Here is a 19,769-nt window from a genome sequence, read left to right as displayed (position 1 = left end):
AGTAAGCCTTAAATTTATGACAGAAAGAAGGGTAGTAGTGACGGGTATCGGGACGATCAACCCGCTCGGCAGTAACATCGAGGAGTATTTTTCGAATTTGGAGAAGGGCGTCAGCGGAGCCGGAGCCATTACTCATTTCGATGCCGAAAAATTTAAGACCAGATTTGCTTGTGAAGTAAAGAATTACGACTCGAACCGGTATTTCGACCGCAAGGAAGTACGCAAGTACGACCTGTTCACGCAATATGCTCTGATCGCCGCCACGCAGGCCGTCGAGGATTCGGCGCTCGATGTGGAGGCGATCGACAAGGAGCAGGTGGGCGTCATCTGGAGTTCGGGCATCGGAGGACTCAAGTCGTTCTTCGATGAGTGTCTGGGCTACGCCGCGGGTGGAATGACACCGCGGTTTAGCCCGTTCTTTATTCCCCGCATGATCTCCGACATCGCCGCCGGGTTCATCGCCATGAAGTACGGCTTCATGGGTCCGAACTACTGCTGCGTGTCGGCCTGCGCCTCGTCGAACCACGGCATGATCGACGCCATGAACGCCATCCGCTACGGCAAGGCCGACGTGATGGTCACGGGCGGTTCGGAGGCCGCGGTCAACGAGCCTTCGGTGGGCGGTTTCAACTCCATGCAGGCGCTCTCGACGCGCAACGACGATCCGCAGCACGCATCGCGTCCGTTCGACAAGGACCGCGACGGCTTCGTCATCGGCGAAGGCGCGGGCGCGCTGATCCTCGAGGAGCTGGAGCATGCCAAGGCGCGCGGGGCCAAGATCTACTGCGAGATCGTGGGCGGCGGGGCTTCGGCCGACGCCTACCACTTCACCGCACCCCATCCCGAAGGGAAGGGGGCCATCAAGGCGATGCGCGATGCGCTCAAGGATGCGCACCTCACCGCCGAAGAGATTGATTACGTCAATGTCCACGGAACCTCGACCCCCGCGGGCGATGTTCCCGAGCTGAAGGCCGTAGCGTCGGTGCTGGGCGAGCATGTTTACGAGGTGAACATCTCCTCGACCAAGTCGATGACCGGCCACCTGCTGGGTGCTGCCGGAGCCGTCGAGGCGCTGGCCTGCATCCTGGCCATCACGCGCGGCGTAGTCCCTCCGACCATCAACTGCGAGACGCTCGATCCCGAGATCGACCCGCGGCTCAACCTGACGCTGAACCAGGCGCAGCGACGCGAAGTGAAGTGCGCGCTGAGCAATACGTTCGGCTTCGGCGGCCACAACTCGACGGTCATTTTCCGCAAATACTGAAAACCCTTACGGCGTGCTGGATTTCGTGTTGAGGCCTCTGAGGAGGAACTTCGGGCCGGACAGGTCGTATTACCGGGTGGTCGATGACATGTTCGGATTCATTCCGCACAACATCGAACTCTATAAGCTGGCTTTGATTCACAAGTCAGCTTCTTTGCTTTTAGACGACGGCCGCTCGATCAACAACGAACGGCTGGAATTTCTGGGCGATGCGGTGATCGAAGCGGTCACCTCGGACTACCTCTTCATCGAATTTCCCGATCGGGACGAGGGTTTTCTGACGCAGCTGCGTTCGAAGATCGTCTCGCGCCAGTCGCTCAATGCGCTGGCCGGGGAACTGGGGCTGGACCGGCATATCATCTCGAGCACCGGAACGGGAATCGCCCAGAAACACATCTATGGCGATGCGTTCGAGGCGATGATGGGGGCCATCTACCTCGATCAGGGCTACGAATTCGTCAATCGGCTGCTGATCAATACGATCTATGGCCGGCATCTCAACATCGACGAGCTGACCCGGTCGGAGAATGACTTCAAGAGCCGCCTGATCGAGTGGTGTCAGAAAAATCACCATCAGGTCGAGTTCCGCACCGATCCCGGCAAGGGATCCTCTTCGGCGCATCCGGTCTTCTGCTCCACGGTGGTCGTCGACGAGATCGAGGTCGGCCACGGCTCCGGCGAATCGAAGAAGGAGGCCGAGCAACAGGCCGCCTTCTCCGTGGCGCAGTACATGACCGACGAACAGTGTGCCTCGCTGCTCGACAAGGTCGACAGACTGGTCCGCTCATGACTGACCCCGCAGCCGACAAGATGGCGGCGCGCGGGGCCGCGGCGCTCTCGGACCGCGAACTGCTGACGGTGCTCACGGGGGACGAGCTGGTAGCCGAAGCGCTGCTCACCGCGGCGGGCGGTTCGCTGGCGCGACTGGCCGCGGAGGACACCGCACGGCTCAGGATGGTCGGCGGGCTGGGTCTGAGGCGGGCGCGCCTGCTTGCCGCCGCTGCCGAATACGGCCGCCGTGTCGCGCTGGCTCGCGCCGATGAATCCGACGTGATCCGCGAAAGCGGCGATGTGGTGCGGCTGTTCCGGCAGCAGTTGGAGGGGCTGGCGCACGAGGAGTGCTGGGCCGTCTACCTTACGGCGTCGAACCGCATCATCGAGCGGCAGCGCATCAGCCAGGGCGGAGTGCAGGCCACGGTCGTCGACCACCGCCTGATCGTCAAGCGCGCGCTGGAACTCCTTGCCACCCAGCTTATCCTGATCCACAACCACCCCTCGGGCGCGGCAGAACCCAGCCCGCAGGACAAGGTGCTCACCGAACGGGTCGCGCGCGCTGCGGCGCTGTTCGATATTCGGTTGGTCGATCATCTGATCATTTCGCGCGAGGGCGATTACTCGTTCCTCCGAGCCGGGTTGCTGCGGTAGCCGCCCGGACCGGACTGGGTAAGGACCGGGGCCAGGGTCGGGTTTGGGTTGGTGTTGAACTTCGGGCCGGGCCTGGGCATAGGTTTGGGATGTTTGCTTGCGGCCTCTCTCTCCGATCTGTCCCTTTTGTTCTCGTTTTTGGAGCGGACTGTTCTCTTGGCCCTTTCCGGCAGTTCCTCTCCTGTCAGCTTCTTTTCCGTCGATCTTACCGGGTGTATCCTTTGAGGCTGCTATCTCCATCAGTCGCCAGATCGTCTGTCCATGCGTTTCTGCCCGTTCCCTGTCTTTTTCTGTTTCCTCCCGTCCCGGCCTCCTTTCCGACGTCTGCTCGTCTGCTCGTCTCCGCTCCCCGGCTATCCCGGGGGCCTCTCTGCTTGCCGCCTGCCTCGTCCCTGCTTTGAAAAGTTCATGCGCGAAAAGGGCTTCGGTAATTCCCTTTATTCCCGATTATTTTGTACTTTTGTCCTTCAGAAAACAATAACAACTCAATACGATGACGCAGGAAGAACTTTTCAAAAAACTGGTCGCCCATTGCAAGGAGTACGGCTTCGTATTCCCCTCGAGCGAAATTTACGACGGATTGGCCGCCGTCTATGACTACGGTCAGAACGGCGTGGAGCTGAAGAACAACATCAAACGCTACTGGTGGGATTCGATGGTCAAACTGCACGAGAATATCGTGGGGCTGGACGCCGCCATCTTCATGCACCCGCGCACGTGGGAGGCTTCGGGCCATGTGGGCGCGTTCAACGACCCGCTGATCGACAACAAGGATTCGAAGAAGCGCTACCGCGCCGACGTGCTGATCGAGGACTGGCTCGCCAAGCAGGACGAGAAGATCGAAAAGGAGGTCGAAAAGGCCCGCAAGCGCTTCGGCGCCGAGTTCGACGAGGCCAAGTACCGCGCGACCTCGCCCCGCGTGGCGGAGACCGCGGCCAGGCGCGAGGCCGTGCATGTGCGTTTCGCCGAGGCGATGAACGCCAACGATCTGGATGCCTTGCGGCAGATCATCCTCGACTGCGAGATCGTCTGCCCGATCTCGGGCACGCGCAACTGGACCGAGGTGCGCCAGTTCAACCTGATGTTCTCCACGCAGATGGGTTCAACGGCCGAGGGAGCTTCGACGATCTACCTGCGCCCCGAGACGGCGCAGGGCATCTTCGTCAACTTCCTGAACGTCCAGAAAACGGGCCGCATGAAGATTCCGTTCGGCATCGCGCAGATCGGCAAAGCGTTCCGCAACGAGATCGTGGCGCGTCAGTTCATCTTCCGCATGCGCGAGTTCGAGCAGATGGAGATGCAGTTCTTCGTCCGCCCCGGAACCGAAATGGAGTGGTGGAACTCTTGGAAGCAGACCCGCATGGCGTGGCATCGCGCGCTGGGATTCGGCGACGAGAAGTACCGCTTCCACGACCACGACAAGCTGGCCCACTACGCCAACGCCGCCACCGACATCGAGTTCGATTTCCCGTTCGGCTTCAAGGAGGTCGAGGGCATCCACTCGCGCACGGATTTCGATTTGGGCAATCACCAGCAGTTCTCGGGCCGCAAAATCCAGTACTTCGATCCCGAGACGGGCGAGAGCTATGTCCCCTATGTGGTCGAGACCTCGATCGGCGTCGACCGCATGTTCCTGCAGGTGATGTCGGCGGCCTACACCGAGGAGCCGTTGGAAGGCGGCGAGCAGCGCGTGGTGCTGCGGCTGCCTGCGGCGCTGGCTCCCGTCAAGGCGGCTATCCTGCCGCTGGTCAAGAAGGACGGCATGCCCGAAAAGGCGCAGCAGATCGTCGACCGGCTCAAATACGACTACAACGTGGTCTACGACGAGAAGGATTCCGTGGGTAAGCGCTACCGCCGACAGGATGCCGTCGGCACGCCTTTCTGCATCACGGTCGACGGTCAGACGATGGAGGACGACACGGTGACGGTCCGTCACCGCGATACGATGCAGCAGGAGCGTGTGAAGATCGACGACCTGCATGCGATGGTCGGGGAGGAGTGCTCCTACCGAAAGTTGTTCAAGAAACTGAATCTGTAATGCGTCTTCTGCCCGACAGCTCCCGCAACGCACGCCGGATCGTGATGCTCGTCTGCTTCGCGCCGGGACTGCCGGCCGGCTGGCCCATTTCCGGCTGCTGGCTCGACTGCGGGTCCGGGATCAATTTATAGCGCACGACCGTGGGACGCATCCTTGCCATAGACTACGGCACCAAACGCACCGGAATCGCCGTGAGCGACCCGCTGCGGCTCATTGCCGGGGGGCTGGAGACGGTGGAAACGAAGCAGCTCGAGGCGTGGCTGGCGAGCTATTTCGCCGCGGAGGACGTTAGCACCATAGTCGTGGGCAAACCCACTCGCATGGACGGCACGCCGTCGGAGACGTGGCGCTACGTCGAACCGCTGGCGGCCCGCCTCCGCCGGGCCTGGCCCGACAAGGAGGTGGTCTTTTACGACGAGCGCTTCACCTCGGTGATGGCCCACCGCACGATGCTCGAGAGCGGCATCGGGAAAATGGCCCGCCGCGACCGGGCGCTGGTGGACAAGATTTCGGCAACGATTATTTTGCAGGGATATATGGAATCGGTTTCCCATTGAGGGAAAAGCGGTTTTTCGGAAAAAAGCTCGTCGAAAGACGGGCTTTTTTGTCGTGAAGCGATTTTTTTCTATCTTTAGCACCATCTAATCCGATGCTTATGAAGAATATTTACCGATTTTCCGACCGGGCGGCGCGCATGGCGCTGCTCCTGTTCGCCGGCTTCGCACTGGCATGCAGCGACGACAAGACCGACGATGAACCCGCTGCCGGAGGCGGCGATAACCCGCAGGTGGCCGTGACGGCGATCGTGCTGAGCGAGCCGTCGCTTCGGCTGGATATCGGCACGCAGCAGACGCTGACGGCCACGCTGACCCCCGATGATGCGACCGACAAGAGCGTGGTCTGGTCGAGCGACCGGCCTGAAGTGGCGGCCGTCGATGAGCAGGGAACGGTGACCGCCGCCGGTGTCGGCTCGGCTACGATCACCGCCACCGCGAAGGGCGGGAAAGAGCTGTCGGCGACGTGCTCCGTAACGGTCGATCCGGTGGTGTATGTCGCCGGTTCGTACAACGGCAACACGGCGGTGCTGTGGACGAACGGCGTACAGAGCGATCTGACGGACGGCGGCATTGCGGCCATAGCCAACGACGTTTACGTCTCGGATAAGGGCGACGTCTATGTTGTGGGATGGGACACGCCCGACGATACGGGTATCGACCGCGCCGTGTTGTGGAAGAACGGCGAGATGAGCTATCTGTCCGACGGCAAGAAGAATACGCAGGCCAAGAGCGTCTTCGTGCACGGCGGCGACGTCTATGTCGCCGGCAACGAAATCGGCACGGCCAACAAGGTGTTCCTCTGGAAGAACGGCGAGCCGACCGTGCTTCCCTCGCAGGCCAACTATGCCGAAGTGGGTTCGATGGCCGTGGCCGAAAACGGCGATATCTACGTGGCGGGCTTCGACAACGGACCGACCGTGTGGAAAAACGGCGTCAAGACGGGCGAGAACCTCGGCGACGAGGCGACGCAGCTGTTGGGCATCTGCCTGCACGGCTCCGACGTCTATTACGCCGGTTATCGGACCGACGCGGAGAGCATGTACCGGGCTATGGTGTGGAAGGGTACGCAGGTGACGGAGCTTACCGACGGTTCTGACGACTGCCTGGCCAATGCCGTCTGGGTGTCGGATGCCGGTGACGTCTACGTGGCGGGCAACCAGTCCTCTTCGCCCAAGCAGGCGCTGTTGTGGAAAAACGGCACGCCGGTAACGCTGCCTGCGGGCAGCTACAAGGCGTTCGACGTATCGGGTTGCGGGGAGGATCTCTATGTCGTGGGGCAGATCAGCACCGGATCGTTCCCGTTCGGCGCTCAGAAGGCGGTGTTGTGGAAAAACGGCGAGCAACAGCCGCTCTGCGAGGAGAAGTCGGACGCCCGTGCGGTCTTCGTGCGTGTGAAATAAGCGCCGGGGAATACGAAACCGGTTATTTCGATCGTTCACCGGAGGTGTTCGGGCACGTTTGTGAGCCTCGAACGTCTCCGGTGATTGTTTGGCGATCCGACATAAAAATTGTATCTTTGCAAGGCTTTCGTTTCGACGGGAGGCGCTTCGGGAACGGCAAGCGGTTGCCTCCCGTATGCCGGGTGGTAGCTGTTGCGCGATGCGCAGGACGTCTCAAATGGTAACAGTTGTCGGCTCTTGCGGCTTCAGCCGCGCGGGCCGCAGCCTCGGGTGTTCGGGGGTGGCAGCTGTCGTGCGACGCGACAGGTCCCTTGAAATTGAGACACCAGTTGGTTCTTGCGGCTTCAGCCGCGCGGGCCGCAGCCAATGGTGTTCGGGGTGTGCAGCTGTTGAGACACCAGTTGGTCCTTGCGGCTTTTGCCGCGCGGGCCGCAGCCTCCGGAGGCGGAGGCCCGCTGAAGCGTACCTCCGCAGGCTGCGACCGCGACTGAAAATGGAGCGGTAAAGCATTCGCTTCGTCTGTTGCACGCAGCCGAAGTTCCCTCCGAGGACAGCGCTGGATTGTCGTCTTGTTGCGCGATGCGACAAGCCCCTCCCGAGGGAGGAAATGTACTATCAATCCTGTCGCGCAGCTGAAGTCCCCTCCGAGGAGGGGATTTAGGGGAGGGTCAGATTTGTAAACGCGGCTTAAGGCCGCGAGTGCGGCGCTCGAAAGCGAGATTGAAAAATGAAAATCAAAATTGGTTCCATATCATGATTTATCCCATCGTAATTTACGGCGACGAGGTGCTTCGCAGGCGCTGCGAGCAGATCGCGCCCGACTATCCCGAGGTGAAGAAACTCGTGGAGGATATGTTCTCGACGCTCTCCGAGGCGGAGGGCGTCGGACTGGCCGCTCCGCAGATCGGCAAGAACATCCGTTTGTTCATCGTCGACTGCACGCCGTGGGCTGAGGAGGACCCCTCGTGCGTCGACTACAAGCGGGCGTTCATCAACCCCGAGATTTACGCCTTCTCGCCCGAGAAGAAGACCTACAACGAGGGTTGTCTCTCCTTTCCGGGGCTGCATGCCGATGTGCAGCGTTCGCTCTCGATCCGCATGCGCTACCTCGACGAGGAGTTCAAACCCCACGACGAGGAGTTCGTCGGGCTTAAGGCGTGGGTCATCCAGCACGAGTACGACCACGTCGAGGGCGTGGTCTTCACCGACCGCGTTTCGCCGCTGCGCCGCAACCTCATTAAGGGCAAGCTGCTGAATCTGGCCAAAGGTAAATACAGTTGTTCCTACAAAACCAAATAAGCGATGAAGAGACTTTTACTGGCGGCCCTGGCCGCCGCGGCCTGCGCGGCCTGCGTCAAAGCGCCCCTTGTGGGCGGTATCTATACCGATGTGAAGGACGGGCTGGCCGTCACGGGCAACGCCGGGTCGAGCAAGGTCGGAACGGCCGAGGCGAAGGGTTATCTGGGCATCGTGGCGCTGGGCGACGCGAGCATTCAGGCCGCAGCCCGCGAGGCGGGGATCACGCGCATCCACCACGTCGATTACCAGGCCAAATCCTACGTGGGGGTCTACACCATCTATACGGTAATCGTCTACGGTGATTAAATCCCTGCTGTTGGCGCTGTTCGCGGTCGGGAGCTGCGCGGTGTCGGCCCAGAATATCCGCGGCCGCTACGTGTCGAAGGCGGAGGAGGACGGGACGATCTACCATACGTTCCCCTGCACGCTCTTCGAGAATGACGAGGCGGGCGATCTGACCTTCGACATCACCTACAAGGAGCGGCAGGACGGGCTGGCGACGCTCAACTTCACCTGCATGCGGGAGGACGCCGCGGCGGTCGATTCGGTCCTCTTCGATGCGGGCCGGACGCAGCTGCGCGGAGCGGTCCGGCGCATCTACGCCGAACCGGAGAAGAAGCGCTGGAAACACCGCTATTCGCTCCGCACGCCGCTCGCCTCGCTCTGCACGTTCTTCGACGAAGAGGCCCTTCCGACCGTGACGCTCTACGAAGGCGGTCGGCCGACGGTCTACCGGGCCAAACGCTCCGCCTGGCGCAGCTATGCTCCGGTGGGCTACAAGATTTTCGAAACGGTACGGGTGAACGAAATACCCTGATACGGACCCTATACAACAAGAGCAGCGAACCCCCTCGAGGGAGTTCGCTGCTCTTGGTTGGGTCGCTGCGTCAGAAGCGGTACGAACCGCCCACGAAGACCACCAGCGGGTTCGAACGGTCGCTGTCGAACATCGGTTCGTACTTCAGACCGGCCGAGATGTCCCAGCGGCGGGCGACGTTGAAGTCGAAGCCGACACCGACGCTCATGCCGAACGCCCAGTCCTTGATGTCGTTGGCCACGAAGCCGACCAGCGGATAGACGTTCCACCACCGTCCGACGTGGAAGACGTACTGCGCGTCGAAGTTGATGTCCACCGAGCTGTCTTTCTCCGTCAGCACGTAGATCGACGGCTCGATGCGCCAGTGCGAGTCGAAGCTGAAGCGGTAGTAAGCACCGATTCCGACGGTGGCATCGTCCGTGTTGGTGTAGAAGTTCACGCGGGGACCGATCGAGCTGCGGTAGTTGGTGCGCGCATTGCCCGTGGCGTTGGCGTTGCCGGGGTTGTAGGCGTCGACCGTGTTGTAGACATCGCTCCGGCCGTAGTTGTTCGACGTGCCGTAGGTGTTGGCGTTGCGGTTCGTGCCCGTGTTGTCGTACGTGCCGTTCGTTCCGTAGCCGTCGTTCCGGGTCCGCCGGTTGTCGCGGTAGGTGTCCCGGTTGTCGTTGGTCCCGTACGCTTCGTTCCGGTCCCGGTTCCGGTTATCGCGGTAGGTGTCCGTGTTCTGAGCCAGGACCGATCCGGCGAACAAGGCGGCGATGGAGATTAGAAGAATCTTTTTCATGTTCTTGCAGTTAAAGTTTTTACTTGTGTTATAATGTGGCTTTTAGGCATTTAAAGTTCGGAAGCGGGCGGTCGGGACCAGCTCGGGGCACTCGTCGTTCCGTCGTGCCAAGATGTACAACACTCGTGCCGTGATCGAAATTTCGCGCATCGCACCTCCGCGTCGCCCGGGTGCGCACGGAGTTTCTGCGCGCTTCGGCGGACGGGAAAAATCCCGGAGCGTTTCGCTGCGGGGTTCCGCGATGAAGCCGATGCCGTTGGGTTCGTATGCCGTCTGCTTGGCAATGAAAAAACCCGGAACCCTTTTGGAAAAGGTTCCCGGGATAGCCGCTACCCATAAAAAATCCGGCAACCTTTTGGAAAAGGTTCCCGTTATGGCGTTATCAATTAAAAATCCCGGAAACCACACTATGGTTTCCGGGATCGCTTGTCCGGCGGTTGTGCCTTAGAACTTGTAGGCTGCGCCGATGCTGATTACGACGGGATTGCTGCGCTTGTTGTCGAACATGGGCTGCCACTTCAGGCCCGCCGACAGATCCCATTCGGAGGTGATCGCATAGTCGAAACCGCCGCCGATATTCAGGCCGGCTGCCCACTTGCCGATGTCGTTGGCCGTCAGACCGACTGCAGGGTAGACCTCCCATCCCTTGCCCAGGTGGAAAACATACTGCGCATCGACGCTGATGTCGATCGAGCAGCCGCTGTGCAGCAGCGCCATGAGCGAAGGTTCGATGCGCCAGTTGTCGGTGAAGCTATACCGTCCGAATGCACCCAGACCGACAACGGCATCACCCGTGTTGGTGTAGATGTTCATGCGGGGACCTACCGCCCAGCGGCCTGCGTCCTGCGCCGAAACGGCCGTTGCCAGGAACAGCGTTGCGATTGCCGTAAAAAGAATCTTTTTCATTTTTCCGTTTATTTTTTGTAGACTGTTTCCAGTTGTTTGCAGGACAAATATAGCCAAATTCCCTATTCGGGCCAAAAAATTTCAATGAACACGCCTTTTTTATCAATTAATAAGAGGTCTGCGACAGGGTGTCGCAACCCGGCCGGAATCGGGAAAGGAGCTGTGCGACGGGCTGTCGGGAACCTCCAAAAAAAGGTCCGCGGCATTTGCCGCGGACCTTTTCACTAAAGAAATTTCTCGGACCCGGAACTGTTATTTCTCGTTGAGGGCGGCGTGTGCAGCGGCCAGACGTGCGATGGGCACGCGGAACGGCGAGCAGCTCACGTAGTTCAGACCCGCATAGTGGCAGAACTCTACCGACGAGGGTTCGCCGCCGTGTTCGCCGCAGATACCGCACTTGAGCGTCGGACGCACGCCGCGGCCCTTGAATACGGCCTCGCGGATCAACTGGCCCACGCCGTTGCGGTCGAGAATCTGGAACGGATCGTTCTTGAGGATGCCCTTGTCGAGGTAGACGGGCAGGAACTTCGAAATGTCGTCGCGCGAGAAGCCCAGCGTCATCTGCGTCAGGTCGTTCGTGCCGAACGAGAAGAACTCGGCCACCTCGGCGATCTGATTGGCCGTCACGGCGGCGCGCGGAACCTCGATCATCGTGCCGACCATGTAGTCGATCTTGTCGTTGCGCTCCGTGAAGACCTGTTCGGCGGTGGTGTCGATGATGTTCTTCTGGTAGCGCAGCTCCTTGTGGTTGCCTACCAGCGGAACCATGATCTCCACGTGCACGGGCGTAACCGAAGCGCGAACGTTCATCGCAGCCTCGATGATGGCGCGCGCCTGCATCTCGGTGATCTCGGGATAGGTGTTGCCCAGACGGCAGCCGCGGTGTCCCAGCATGGGGTTGAACTCGGCCAGCGACTCGACCTTGGCGACGATCTTCTTGAGCGGCACGTTCATCTCCTCGGCCATCTCTTTCTGGCCTTTCTCGTCGTGCGGCACGAACTCGTGCAGGGGCGGGTCCAAAAGGCGCACCGTCACCGGGAATCCGTTCATTGCCTTGAACAGCCCTTCGAAGTCGCCGCGCTGGATGGGCAGCAATTTCTGGAGCGCCACGCGGCGTCCGGCCTCGTCGTCGGCGAGGATCATCTCGCGGAACGCCTTGATGCGGTCGCCCTCGAAGAACATGTGCTCCGTGCGGCAGAGGCCGATGCCTTCCGCCCCGAACGCGAACGCCTGTGCGGCGTCCTTCGGCGTGTCGGCGTTGGCGCGCACCTTCAGTACGGCGTACTTGCCGGCCAGCGTCATCAGCTGCCCGAAATCGCCGCTCAGGTCGGCGGCTTTGGTAGCCACCTCGCCCAGGTAGACCTCCCCCGTCGAGCCGTTGAGCGAAATCCAGTCGCCCTCCTTCACGGTGAAGCCGTTGACCTTGATCGTGCGGGCCTTGTAGTCGATCTCCAGCTCGCCTGCGCCCGATACGCAGCATTTGCCCATGCCGCGGGCCACGACGGCCGCGTGGGAAGTCATGCCGCCGCGTGCGGTGAGGATGCCGGCGGCGTCGAGCATGCCCTTGAGGTCCTCGGGCGAGGTCTCGATGCGGACGAGGATCGCGCGCTGGCCCGACTTCTCGAACACCTTCTCGGCGTCCTCGGCGAAGAATACCACCGGACCCGTAGCGGCGCCCGGCGAGGCGGGAAGCCCCTTGGTGATGACCTGCGCCGAAGCGATGGCCTTCTTATCGAATACGGGGTGGAGCAGCTCGTCGAGCTTCGCGGGCTCGCAGCGGAGCACGGCGGTCTTCTCGTCGATCAGCCCCTCGCGGAGCATGTCCATGGCGATCTTGACCATCGCGGCGCCCGTGCGCTTACCGTTGCGGCACTGCAACATCCAGAGCTTGCCGTCCTGAATCGTGAACTCGATGTCCTGCATGTCCTTGAAGTACTGCTCCAGGTGGTGCTGGATCTCGTTCAGCTCGGCGTATACGGTGGGCATCACCTCCTCGAGCGAGGGGTATTTCGTTCGGCGGTCCTCCTCCGAGATGTTCTGCGCCTTGGCCCAGCGCTTCGAACCCTCGATGGTGATCTGCTGCGGGGTGCGGATGCCGGCCACGACGTCCTCGCCCTGGGCGTTGATCAGGTACTCGCCGTTGAAGATGTTCTCACCCGTGGCGGCGTCGCGCGAGAAGGCTACGCCGGTGGCGGAGTTCTGACCCATGTTGCCGAAGACCATCGCCTGCACCGAAACGGCCGTGCCCCACTCGGCGGGAATGTTGTTGAGCTTGCGGTAGAGGATCGCGCGGTCGTTCATCCACGAGCCGAACACGGCGCAGATGGCTCCCCAGAGCTGATCCCACGGGCAGGCGGGGAAGTCCTCGCCGGTCTGCTTCTTCACGGCGGCCTTGAACTTGGCCACCAGCTCTTTCAGGTCGTCGGTCGTCAGGTCCGTGTCGTTCTTCACGCCGCGTTTCTCCTTTTGCTCCTCGATGATCACCTCGAACGGATCGTGATCCTCCTTCGATTCGGGCTTCATGCCCAGCACCACGTCGCCGTACATCTGTACGAAACGGCGGTACGAGTCCCACGCGAAACGGGGGTTGCCCGTGCGCTTGGCGACGGCCTCCACGGCCTGGTCGTTCATACCCAGGTTGAGGATCGTGTCCATCATGCCGGGCATCGAGGCGCGTGCGCCCGAACGTACCGATACGAGCAGCGGCATCTCCTTGTCGCCGAACTTCATGCCCGTCAGGCGCTCGATGTTCTTCATGGCCTTCTCGACCTCGGGCCGGAGCATCTTGATGACGGCCTCTTTGCCGTGCGCATAGTATTCGGCGCATACCTCGGTGGTGATGGTGAAGCCCGGAGGTACGGGGATGCCGATCAGGTTCATCTCCGCCAGGTTGGCTCCCTTGCCGCCGAGCAGTTCACGCATTTTGCCGTTGCCCTCGGCTTCCTTGTTGCCGAAGGTGTAGACTCGTTTTACGTCTGCCATAGTCTCTTGTGGTTTAATTGATCTGTTAAATATAATGAATTTTTCGAATTATGTTCGCCGCTCGACGACAAAAAGTTACGGCCGCTCCCGGAGCCGCCGCCACACCTGATCCTCACTGCCTTTTGCCGTTGGGATTGCGAATATAGGAAAACTTTGCGAAACCGCCAAAAAATTCTACTCGATGTAGGCGAACACGGGCAGCGCCTCCCCGTAAAAGCCCCGGTAGCGCTTCCCGTCGTAGGTCCGAAGCGGCGTACCCGTCTTTTGGTCAACCAGATAACGGCGCATGAAAACGTCGCCTCCCGTCATGCGCAGCGCCGTGTCCGCCGCAATGCGGTCGCGCATCAGCCACCCGCCCCGTCGGTGTACGTTGCCCCGGCCCGCCGCTTCGGCCCGCGCCGTGGCGTCGTGCAGTCCGTAAGCCGCTTCGGTCCGCCTGCCGATGCGTCCCGCAACGAGCAGTTGGACCCCGGGCCGCTCCGCACGCAGGTCACGGACGACCCACTCGGCCATGCGCTCGTCGCCGCACAACACCAGACAGAGCGTGTCGCACCCGTCCGGCCGCCGCAGCGTCCCCTCGACCGCAAGGTAGCGGCGGCCCGGTTCGACCTTGCCGGGGAAGAACAGATCGCCGTAGTATAGGAGGGCGAAGTCAATGCCGTCCAGCGCATCGAGCGTGCAGTGCAGGTAGGAGTAGTCGCCCCGGCAGGCGCTCACGATGTCGCGGACGACCGCCTCATTTTCCACGCCCCACAACGCCACCAGCGGCAGGGCCATCGAGTCGATCACCGCTGCCGTGTTGCGCACCTTGCGCGCATAGCGTTCCGCCGTCCAGCGCAGCCGCCCGCCGGGCGTGTGGTCGTCGTCGTTGTAGAAAGGGGAGGGGATCGTGTCGTAGAAGCGGTCGAGGTCCCAGTAGGCGATGCCGACGGGCTGCCGTGCCGCTGCCGTGCCCAGAGCGAGCAGCCCCGGAGCGGCCAGCGAAGCGATCAAGCGGCGCAGCATCTTGGGGAGGGATTATAAAGGCTTTTCGGGGAGAAAGTCGCGGGGCGAACAGCCTAAGTATTTGGCGATTTCGTTGATGTCCCGAAGTGTATATTTCGTGGGACACTTCGAACTTTCCACTTGTCCGATAAAACCGTTCGACTTACCAATGCCATACGCAAGCATCGCCTGCGATACTTTTTGGGCTTTCCGCGCTTTGCGAATAGCGTCGATGGCATATTGGTCGATTTTGGAAATCACTGGACAATTTTTAGTGTTGTAAAACTAAAAATCGTACCATTGATATTAACTCACAATACTAAGTATTGCTTCATTATAACTAAGCAAATCAAAGAAATTGCGGACGCAGCCTGCGGAGTGCACGCGACAAGCGGGCCTCCGCACCCGGAGGTTGCGGCCCGCCGGTTCTTCGAACCGATAAAGTGATAAATTGATCTTAATTATGAAGCCCCCGCTCTTTCTCGGACGCAGCCTGCGAAGGAACGCGAACAAGCGGGCCTTCGCCGGGGGAGGCTGCGGCCCGCGCGGCTCTTCGAGCCGGTTTCCCTGCCCTTTCTTCAAAAGAAAGGGCGAAAGAACGGCGCACGCAGAAAACGGCGGCCGTCCGTCCTACTCCTCGCTGAACGGGCACGAAAGCTAAAGCATATCGCACGCCCGTTCCGGGCGCTCGTCGTCGGACGGCCGCAATTCCCGCCGTTTCCAGAAGTGCGCAAGCAGGAGCGGCGCGATGCGCCGCAGAATAATTAAAGGAAGTGATAGTTTTCGGGCGCAGCCTGCGGAGGACTGCATCAGCGGGCCTACGCGCCCGGAGGCTGCGGCCCGCCCGGCCCGAAGAGCCGGAAACATTTGCAAATAGAAAGGTACTATTAAATTTTTTGCTATCTTTGTAAATAGATACTTCGGCATAGCCGAAAAGACATATTCAAAGAGCTGCAACTCTTTATATCCAATAGAGAAATTAGGCACTTTTCTAAACGGAGGTATAAATGTTGCCGGTCCTTGTTATGTCCTGTCCGGAAGCGGACGGGACAGGCAAGGGCGTGGTGCATTTCTCCGTTTTGGGTCGCCTAATACCTTCTATTGGAAAATGTATCCGCGCCTCTTGCTTTTTTTGTATTCATAGGTCGCGGTGGTTGTGGCTCATTTAATGTAAACCAACCGCCAACCTATGAAAAATCATTGGGACTTTTTCTGCCGTCGCAACCGTTTCCGGCGTTTAGCCGTCGAGTTCGAATCCAATCTCGGCCGTCTGGAACAGCTAACCGTCGAGGCGTTGACCGCCGAAGAACCGAAACGCAGGGAAATTACAATCGGGATGCGCAGTCGGATGGAGCGGCAGGAGGAACTGTTGGCTTCGCTGCGGGAGTACGGGAATGTGTGCGAGGAGTGGACTTTCCATCGTCTCCTTGACCGTCACGAAAAGGTTGGCAGCGCGATCTTCGAGTTAGAAAGATTATAATGCGCGTTTCGGGCGGCAGCCTGCGGAGGGCTTGGGCTATGCGGTCTCCTTTAATCGGGATAGACCTTTGTTTTCGGGCGGCAGCCTGCGGAGAGCACGCGCTAAGCGGGCCTCCGCCAGCCCGAGGCTGCGGCCCGCCGACCGAAGGTCGAAAACATGACAAAGCGAAACCGATCCGTGCGGCTTGAGGAGATGGAAATAATTCCTCAGCCGTCCGGGTCGTGCGCCATCTCCCTCCCTGAGGGAGGGTTGGGGTGGGGTCAGATTTGGATACGCGGCCATCGGCCGCGAGGATTCAACGGTCGGAAGCAGATTTCGCAGACGCGGCCCGATGACCGTCTGATAGTCTTAACCAATCACGCCTCGATCACCCCCGACCCGACGAGTTCATCGCCGTCGTACCACGCGGCGAACTGTCCGGGCGTGATGCCGCGCTGGGGTTGGTCGAAAAGCAGATAGGCTCCCGCGTCGCGCATGAAAAGCACCGCGCTTTGGAGCGGCTGGCGGTAACGGATGCGTACGGCGAAGCGGCGGCTTTCGCCGGGTGCGAGGCGCAGCAGCGGATCGACCCAGTGAACGTCCTCGGCCGCGATATGCAGCGCAGGCCGCCAAAGTCCCGGATGCGTGTCGCCCTCGCCGACCCAGATGACGTTCTGCGCGGTGTCCGTGGCGAGGATGAAGAGCGATTCGCGGCGTCCTCCGATGCCGAGACCCTTGCGCTGGCCGATGGTGTAGAAGTGGGCCCCGTTGTGTTCGCCGATCTTCTTGCCGTCGCGCACGGTGTAGCGCCACGGAGCGGCGAGCGCCGCCAGCTGCGCATCGCTCGGAGCGCCCGTCGCCAACTGCGCATTGGTCGGAGCGCCTGCTGCCAGCTGCTCATCGGTCGGAACGCCCGCAGTCAGCGGTTTATCGGTCGAAAGCCCTGCCGAAGCGTCGTAACCCTCCCGCAGCCCGTAGCCCCGCCACGAGGGAAGAATCTCGTGGATATTGCCTTTCCGGGCCGCGAGCTGCTGTTGCAGGAAGACCGGCAGATCGACCTTTCCCACGAAGCAGATGCCCTGCGAATCCTTGCGGCGCGCCGTGGCCAGCCCCTGCTCGGCAGCGATGCGCCGCACCTCGGGTTTGACCAAATCGCCAACCGGAAAGAGGGCGCGGCGCAGCTGCTCCTGCGAAAGCTGGCAGAGGAAGTAGCTTTGGTCCTTGTTGGGGTCGCTCCCCGCCAGCAGCCGGTAGACGGTCCGCCCGTCCGGAGCGGTCGTCTCGGCCTTGCGGCAGTAGTGACCCGTGGCCACGTACTCCGCACCCAGCCGGAGCGCTTCGCGCAGGAAGACGTCGAACTTGATCTCCCGGTTGCACAGCACGTCGGGATTGGGCGTGCGGCCCCGTTCGTACTCGGCGAACATATAGTCCACCACGCGCGTGCGGTACTCCGCCGAGAGGTCCACCACATGCAGGGGAATGTCCAGCTTTTTGGCCACCAGCTCGGCGAAGACCCGGTCATCGTGCCACGGGCAGTCGCCCTCCAGCGTTCCGGTCGTGTCGTGCCAGTTGACCATGAAGAGGCCGATCACCTCGTGTCCCTGCTCCTTCAGGAGCCAGGCCGCCACCGACGAATCGACGCCGCCTGAAAGTCCGATCACTACCCGTGCCATACCTGACGAATCATTTTGCAGTGCGGAATGCCCGCTTCTGAATAAAGTTCCGATACGACCTCGAACCCGAGCCGTTCGTAAAAGGGGATGATATACTCCTGCGCCGAGATGCGGACCGGCGCGTGCCACGTCCGGTCGATGTACGCCAGCGCCGCCTGCATCATCGCCCGCGCCACGCCCTGCCGGCGGTGCTTCGCGGCCACGGCCACGCGGCCCACCGACGCCTCAGCATAGCGCACGCCCGGGGGCACGATCCGCAGTACGCCGATAACCGCTCCCTCCGCCTCGGCCCAAAGGAATATCGAGCTTAGGTCCGTCGAATCGAGGTCCTCGCAGTCGACCTTTTGCTCCAGGTAGAACACCTCCTGCCGCAGCCGGGCAGCGGCGTGCAGTTCGGCGGCGGTCAGTTCCGCAAAGGGTCTGAGATGGATGGTCGTTTTCATGACAGGTCCAGCAGCCCCTCGGGCAGCACCAGGTGCATCGTGCCCTTGTCGAAGTCGATATGGACGATAAACTCCTCGACGGCGGGGACGAGCACCCGGCGTCCGTCGATATCCAGTTCGAACAGGGGGTTGGCCTCGCTGTCGTAGTAGTCCGCAAGCGTTCCCCGCAGCGTCCTGCCGCCCGTCTCCTGTGCTTCGACCGCGAAGCCGATCAGGTCCTCCAGATAGAATTCGTCGTCCTCCCCGCTCCCGGTTTCCCGCAGGTAGAACTCCCTATCGAGGAGTTCCGAGGCACGCCGCTCGGTGTCGAAGTCGGCGAATGCGGCGACGGCCCCCGCGATGCCGCGCCGTTCAAAGCGCTCGCACCAGAGCGGCACTTCCAGCGCGTCGATCTCGACGAAAAGGGGCGTGTCCGGCGTGAAATCGTCCGGGAAAGCGGGGTAGAGCGTGAGCATCACGCCGCCTCCCGTGCCGAAGAGTCTGTTGATCCTGCCTGCGGGGTTCATGTCGATGGATTTAGTGGAACAAAGGTACGAAAAAACGGTAAATCGCCCGAGGGAAATTTACCGTTTTTATCGTTCGTAAGTCAAGCGGTCTTGCCGGCCCGGGGCCGCATCCATGTTCAGCCGCGAAGCCGATCGGTCGGCGACCGTGCCGGGCGGGAACCGCAGTTGCCCTCCCCGGACCGCTTATTCGGCGGCGGGAGCCTCCGGAGCCTCCTCGGCGGGAGCGGCTTCGGCGGCAGCAGCGGCCTCAGCCTCGCGTGCGGCGGCTTCGGCAGCGGCCTTCTTCTCCTCGATGGCCTTTGCGCGCTCCTCCTTGACCTTGGCTTCGGCGGCCAGACGGGCCTTCTCGGCCGACTTGGCGTCGGTGGCGAGCTTGTTGGCCTTGGCCTCGATCTTACCGGCCTTGGCCTCCATCCACTTGTTGAACCGGGCTTCGGCCTCGGTCTCGGTGAATGCGCCCTTGGCCACGCCGCCCAGCAGGTGCTTCTTGTACATCACACCTTTGTAGGAGAGGATGGCCCGACAGGTATCCGTGGGTTGTGCGCCTTTGAGTAACCAACCCAGAGCTTGCTCGAAGTTCAGGTCGATCGTAGCAGGATTCGTGTTGGGGTTGTAGGTTCCCAACTTTTCGATGAATTTACCATCACGTGGCGCTCTGCTATCTGCGGCAACGATGTGGTAGAAGGCGAAACCCTTCTTACCGTGGCGTGCCAGACGAATTTTAACAGCCATTTGCTATAAAATTTTGATATGAGTTATTTAAAAACGCTCACCCCTTCGGGCTTTTAAGCCTGCAAATGTAGACAAAATATTCCGCCCGGCCAAATAAACGGCATAAATTTCCTGGATTTCAGTCCGCTTGCCCCGTCCGGAATCCGCAAAACAGGGACGCTCTCCACCGAGAAGAGCGTCCCTGAAGCAAGTGATCCCGGCGCGGCTCGAACGCGCGGCCGGCAGATTAGAAATCTGCTGCTCTATCCAACTGAGCTACGGGACCCTCCGTCGTGCGGTGCAAACGCCTCGCCGAGGGTGTGTCGCTGCCGGCTCCCTTCTCCGGAAGCCGTCCGGCAGATACCTCGACGCGTGTAATCGCGGAGCAAAAGTACGAAAATTCGCCCGAACTGCAAATATTTTTCCGCTTTTCCGCAACCCGAGCCCCGGGGCAGCAATCGGACGGAGCAACTCCGTGCCGGTCAGCCGACAGCGCCTCCCGCTCCGCGCTTCCCGTGGCC

At 61.1% G+C, this 19,769-nt stretch carries 20 protein-coding genes and 1 tRNA gene; 11 read left to right on the top strand and 10 right to left on the bottom strand.

Features of this window, described 5'->3' with window-relative positions; all coding sequences use genetic code 11:
- Positions 1-16 precede the first annotated feature (16 nt).
- From fabF to ACMO9O_RS08255, 9 genes are all read left to right on the top strand, one after another.
- A complete protein-coding gene (gene fabF, locus ACMO9O_RS08295; RefSeq protein WP_418983397.1) occupies positions 17-1,264 on the top strand; it encodes a beta-ketoacyl-ACP synthase II in 1,248 nt (415 codons plus the stop codon).
- 88 nt (positions 1,265-1,352) lie between these two features.
- A complete protein-coding gene (rnc, locus tag ACMO9O_RS08290; RefSeq protein ID WP_418983396.1) occupies positions 1,353-2,054 on the top strand; it encodes a ribonuclease III in 702 nt (233 codons plus the stop codon).
- 20 nt (positions 2,055-2,074) lie between these two features.
- Positions 2,075-2,689, top strand: coding sequence for a JAB domain-containing protein (locus ACMO9O_RS08285; protein ID WP_418983413.1), 615 nt, complete (start codon positions 2,075-2,077; stop codon positions 2,687-2,689).
- A gap of 493 nt (positions 2,690-3,182) precedes the next feature.
- Positions 3,183-4,727, top strand: a complete 1,545-nt coding sequence (locus tag ACMO9O_RS08280; RefSeq protein ID WP_418983395.1) for a glycine--tRNA ligase — start codon at positions 3,183-3,185, stop codon at positions 4,725-4,727.
- Positions 4,728-4,867: 140 nt separating this feature from the next.
- Entirely contained in the window at positions 4,868-5,284 is a 417-nt protein-coding gene (gene ruvX, locus ACMO9O_RS08275) for a Holliday junction resolvase RuvX (RefSeq protein WP_418983394.1), read from the top strand.
- Positions 5,285-5,382: 98 nt separating this feature from the next.
- The gene (locus ACMO9O_RS08270; RefSeq protein WP_418983393.1) at positions 5,383-6,684 is read left to right on the top strand and encodes an Ig-like domain-containing protein; all 1,302 of its coding nucleotides are present in this window, start codon (positions 5,383-5,385) and stop codon (positions 6,682-6,684) included.
- A gap of 753 nt (positions 6,685-7,437) precedes the next feature.
- On the top strand, positions 7,438-7,983 hold the full coding sequence (def, locus tag ACMO9O_RS08265) for a peptide deformylase (protein ID WP_418983392.1): 546 nt from the start codon (positions 7,438-7,440) through the stop codon (positions 7,981-7,983).
- A 3-nt stretch (positions 7,984-7,986) separates the two neighbouring features.
- Positions 7,987-8,289, top strand: a complete 303-nt coding sequence (locus ACMO9O_RS08260; RefSeq protein ID WP_418983391.1) for a TRL-like family protein — start codon at positions 7,987-7,989, stop codon at positions 8,287-8,289.
- Complete coding sequence (locus ACMO9O_RS08255; RefSeq protein WP_418983390.1) at positions 8,282-8,800, top strand: hypothetical protein; 519 nt, start codon at positions 8,282-8,284, stop codon at positions 8,798-8,800. The genes ACMO9O_RS08260 and ACMO9O_RS08255 overlap by 8 nt, the downstream gene beginning before the upstream one ends.
- A gap of 70 nt (positions 8,801-8,870) precedes the next feature.
- Here ACMO9O_RS08255 and ACMO9O_RS08250 read toward each other — a convergent pair whose 3' ends face one another.
- Positions 8,871-9,584, bottom strand: a complete 714-nt coding sequence (locus ACMO9O_RS08250) for a hypothetical protein (protein WP_418983389.1) — start codon at positions 9,582-9,584, stop codon at positions 8,871-8,873.
- Positions 9,585-9,714: 130 nt separating this feature from the next.
- Between ACMO9O_RS08250 and ACMO9O_RS08245 the strand changes: the two genes are divergently transcribed.
- Positions 9,715-10,032, top strand: a complete 318-nt coding sequence (locus ACMO9O_RS08245) for a hypothetical protein (RefSeq protein ID WP_418983388.1) — start codon at positions 9,715-9,717, stop codon at positions 10,030-10,032.
- On the opposite strand, the gene ACMO9O_RS08240 is transcribed toward ACMO9O_RS08245, so the two are convergent.
- The 4 genes from ACMO9O_RS08240 to ACMO9O_RS08225 form a co-directional block, all read right to left on the bottom strand.
- Positions 10,029-10,490, bottom strand: a complete 462-nt coding sequence (locus ACMO9O_RS08240) for an outer membrane beta-barrel protein (protein ID WP_418983387.1) — start codon at positions 10,488-10,490, stop codon at positions 10,029-10,031. The two genes, ACMO9O_RS08245 and ACMO9O_RS08240, sit on opposite strands and share 4 nt — an antisense overlap.
- Positions 10,491-10,742: 252 nt before the next feature.
- Positions 10,743-13,472 (bottom strand): pyruvate, phosphate dikinase, encoded by a 2,730-nt coding sequence (ppdK, locus tag ACMO9O_RS08235; RefSeq protein WP_418983386.1) that lies wholly within the window; start codon positions 13,470-13,472, stop codon positions 10,743-10,745.
- A gap of 174 nt (positions 13,473-13,646) precedes the next feature.
- Positions 13,647-14,477: a hypothetical protein gene (locus ACMO9O_RS08230; RefSeq protein WP_418983385.1), complete on the bottom strand. Its 831-nt coding sequence runs from the start codon at positions 14,475-14,477 to the stop codon at positions 13,647-13,649.
- A gap of 12 nt (positions 14,478-14,489) precedes the next feature.
- Positions 14,490-14,717, bottom strand: coding sequence for a helix-turn-helix domain-containing protein (locus ACMO9O_RS08225; protein ID WP_418983384.1), 228 nt, complete (start codon positions 14,715-14,717; stop codon positions 14,490-14,492).
- A gap of 928 nt (positions 14,718-15,645) precedes the next feature.
- Between ACMO9O_RS08225 and ACMO9O_RS08220 the strand changes: the two genes are divergently transcribed.
- Positions 15,646-15,936 carry a hypothetical protein gene (locus tag ACMO9O_RS08220; protein ID WP_418983383.1) on the top strand — a complete coding sequence of 97 codons (291 nt, stop codon included), beginning with the start codon at positions 15,646-15,648 and terminating at the stop codon, positions 15,934-15,936.
- A gap of 356 nt (positions 15,937-16,292) precedes the next feature.
- Here ACMO9O_RS08220 and mnmA read toward each other — a convergent pair whose 3' ends face one another.
- From mnmA to ACMO9O_RS08195, 5 genes are all read right to left on the bottom strand, one after another.
- Entirely contained in the window at positions 16,293-17,588 is a 1,296-nt protein-coding gene (mnmA, locus tag ACMO9O_RS08215; protein WP_418983382.1) for a tRNA 2-thiouridine(34) synthase MnmA, read from the bottom strand.
- Positions 17,576-18,031 (bottom strand): GNAT family N-acetyltransferase, encoded by a 456-nt coding sequence (locus ACMO9O_RS08210; RefSeq protein ID WP_418983381.1) that lies wholly within the window; start codon positions 18,029-18,031, stop codon positions 17,576-17,578. Before ACMO9O_RS08210 ends, mnmA begins: the two co-directional genes overlap by 13 nt.
- On the bottom strand, positions 18,028-18,537 hold the full coding sequence (locus tag ACMO9O_RS08205) for a ribosome maturation factor RimM (protein WP_418983380.1): 510 nt from the start codon (positions 18,535-18,537) through the stop codon (positions 18,028-18,030). Before ACMO9O_RS08205 ends, ACMO9O_RS08210 begins: the two co-directional genes overlap by 4 nt.
- Before the next feature lie 183 nt (positions 18,538-18,720).
- On the bottom strand, positions 18,721-19,269 hold the full coding sequence (locus tag ACMO9O_RS08200) for a 30S ribosomal protein S16 (protein WP_418983379.1): 549 nt from the start codon (positions 19,267-19,269) through the stop codon (positions 18,721-18,723).
- 191 nt (positions 19,270-19,460) lie between these two features.
- Positions 19,461-19,534: transfer RNA gene (locus ACMO9O_RS08195), tRNA-Arg, on the bottom strand.
- Positions 19,535-19,769: the final 235 nt, after the last annotated feature.

It is taken from the genome of Alistipes sp. (genome assembly GCF_048465635.1).
GTDB lineage: Bacteria > Bacteroidota > Bacteroidia > Bacteroidales > Rikenellaceae > Alistipes.
This window is presented reverse-complemented; position numbering and strand designations above follow the sequence as displayed.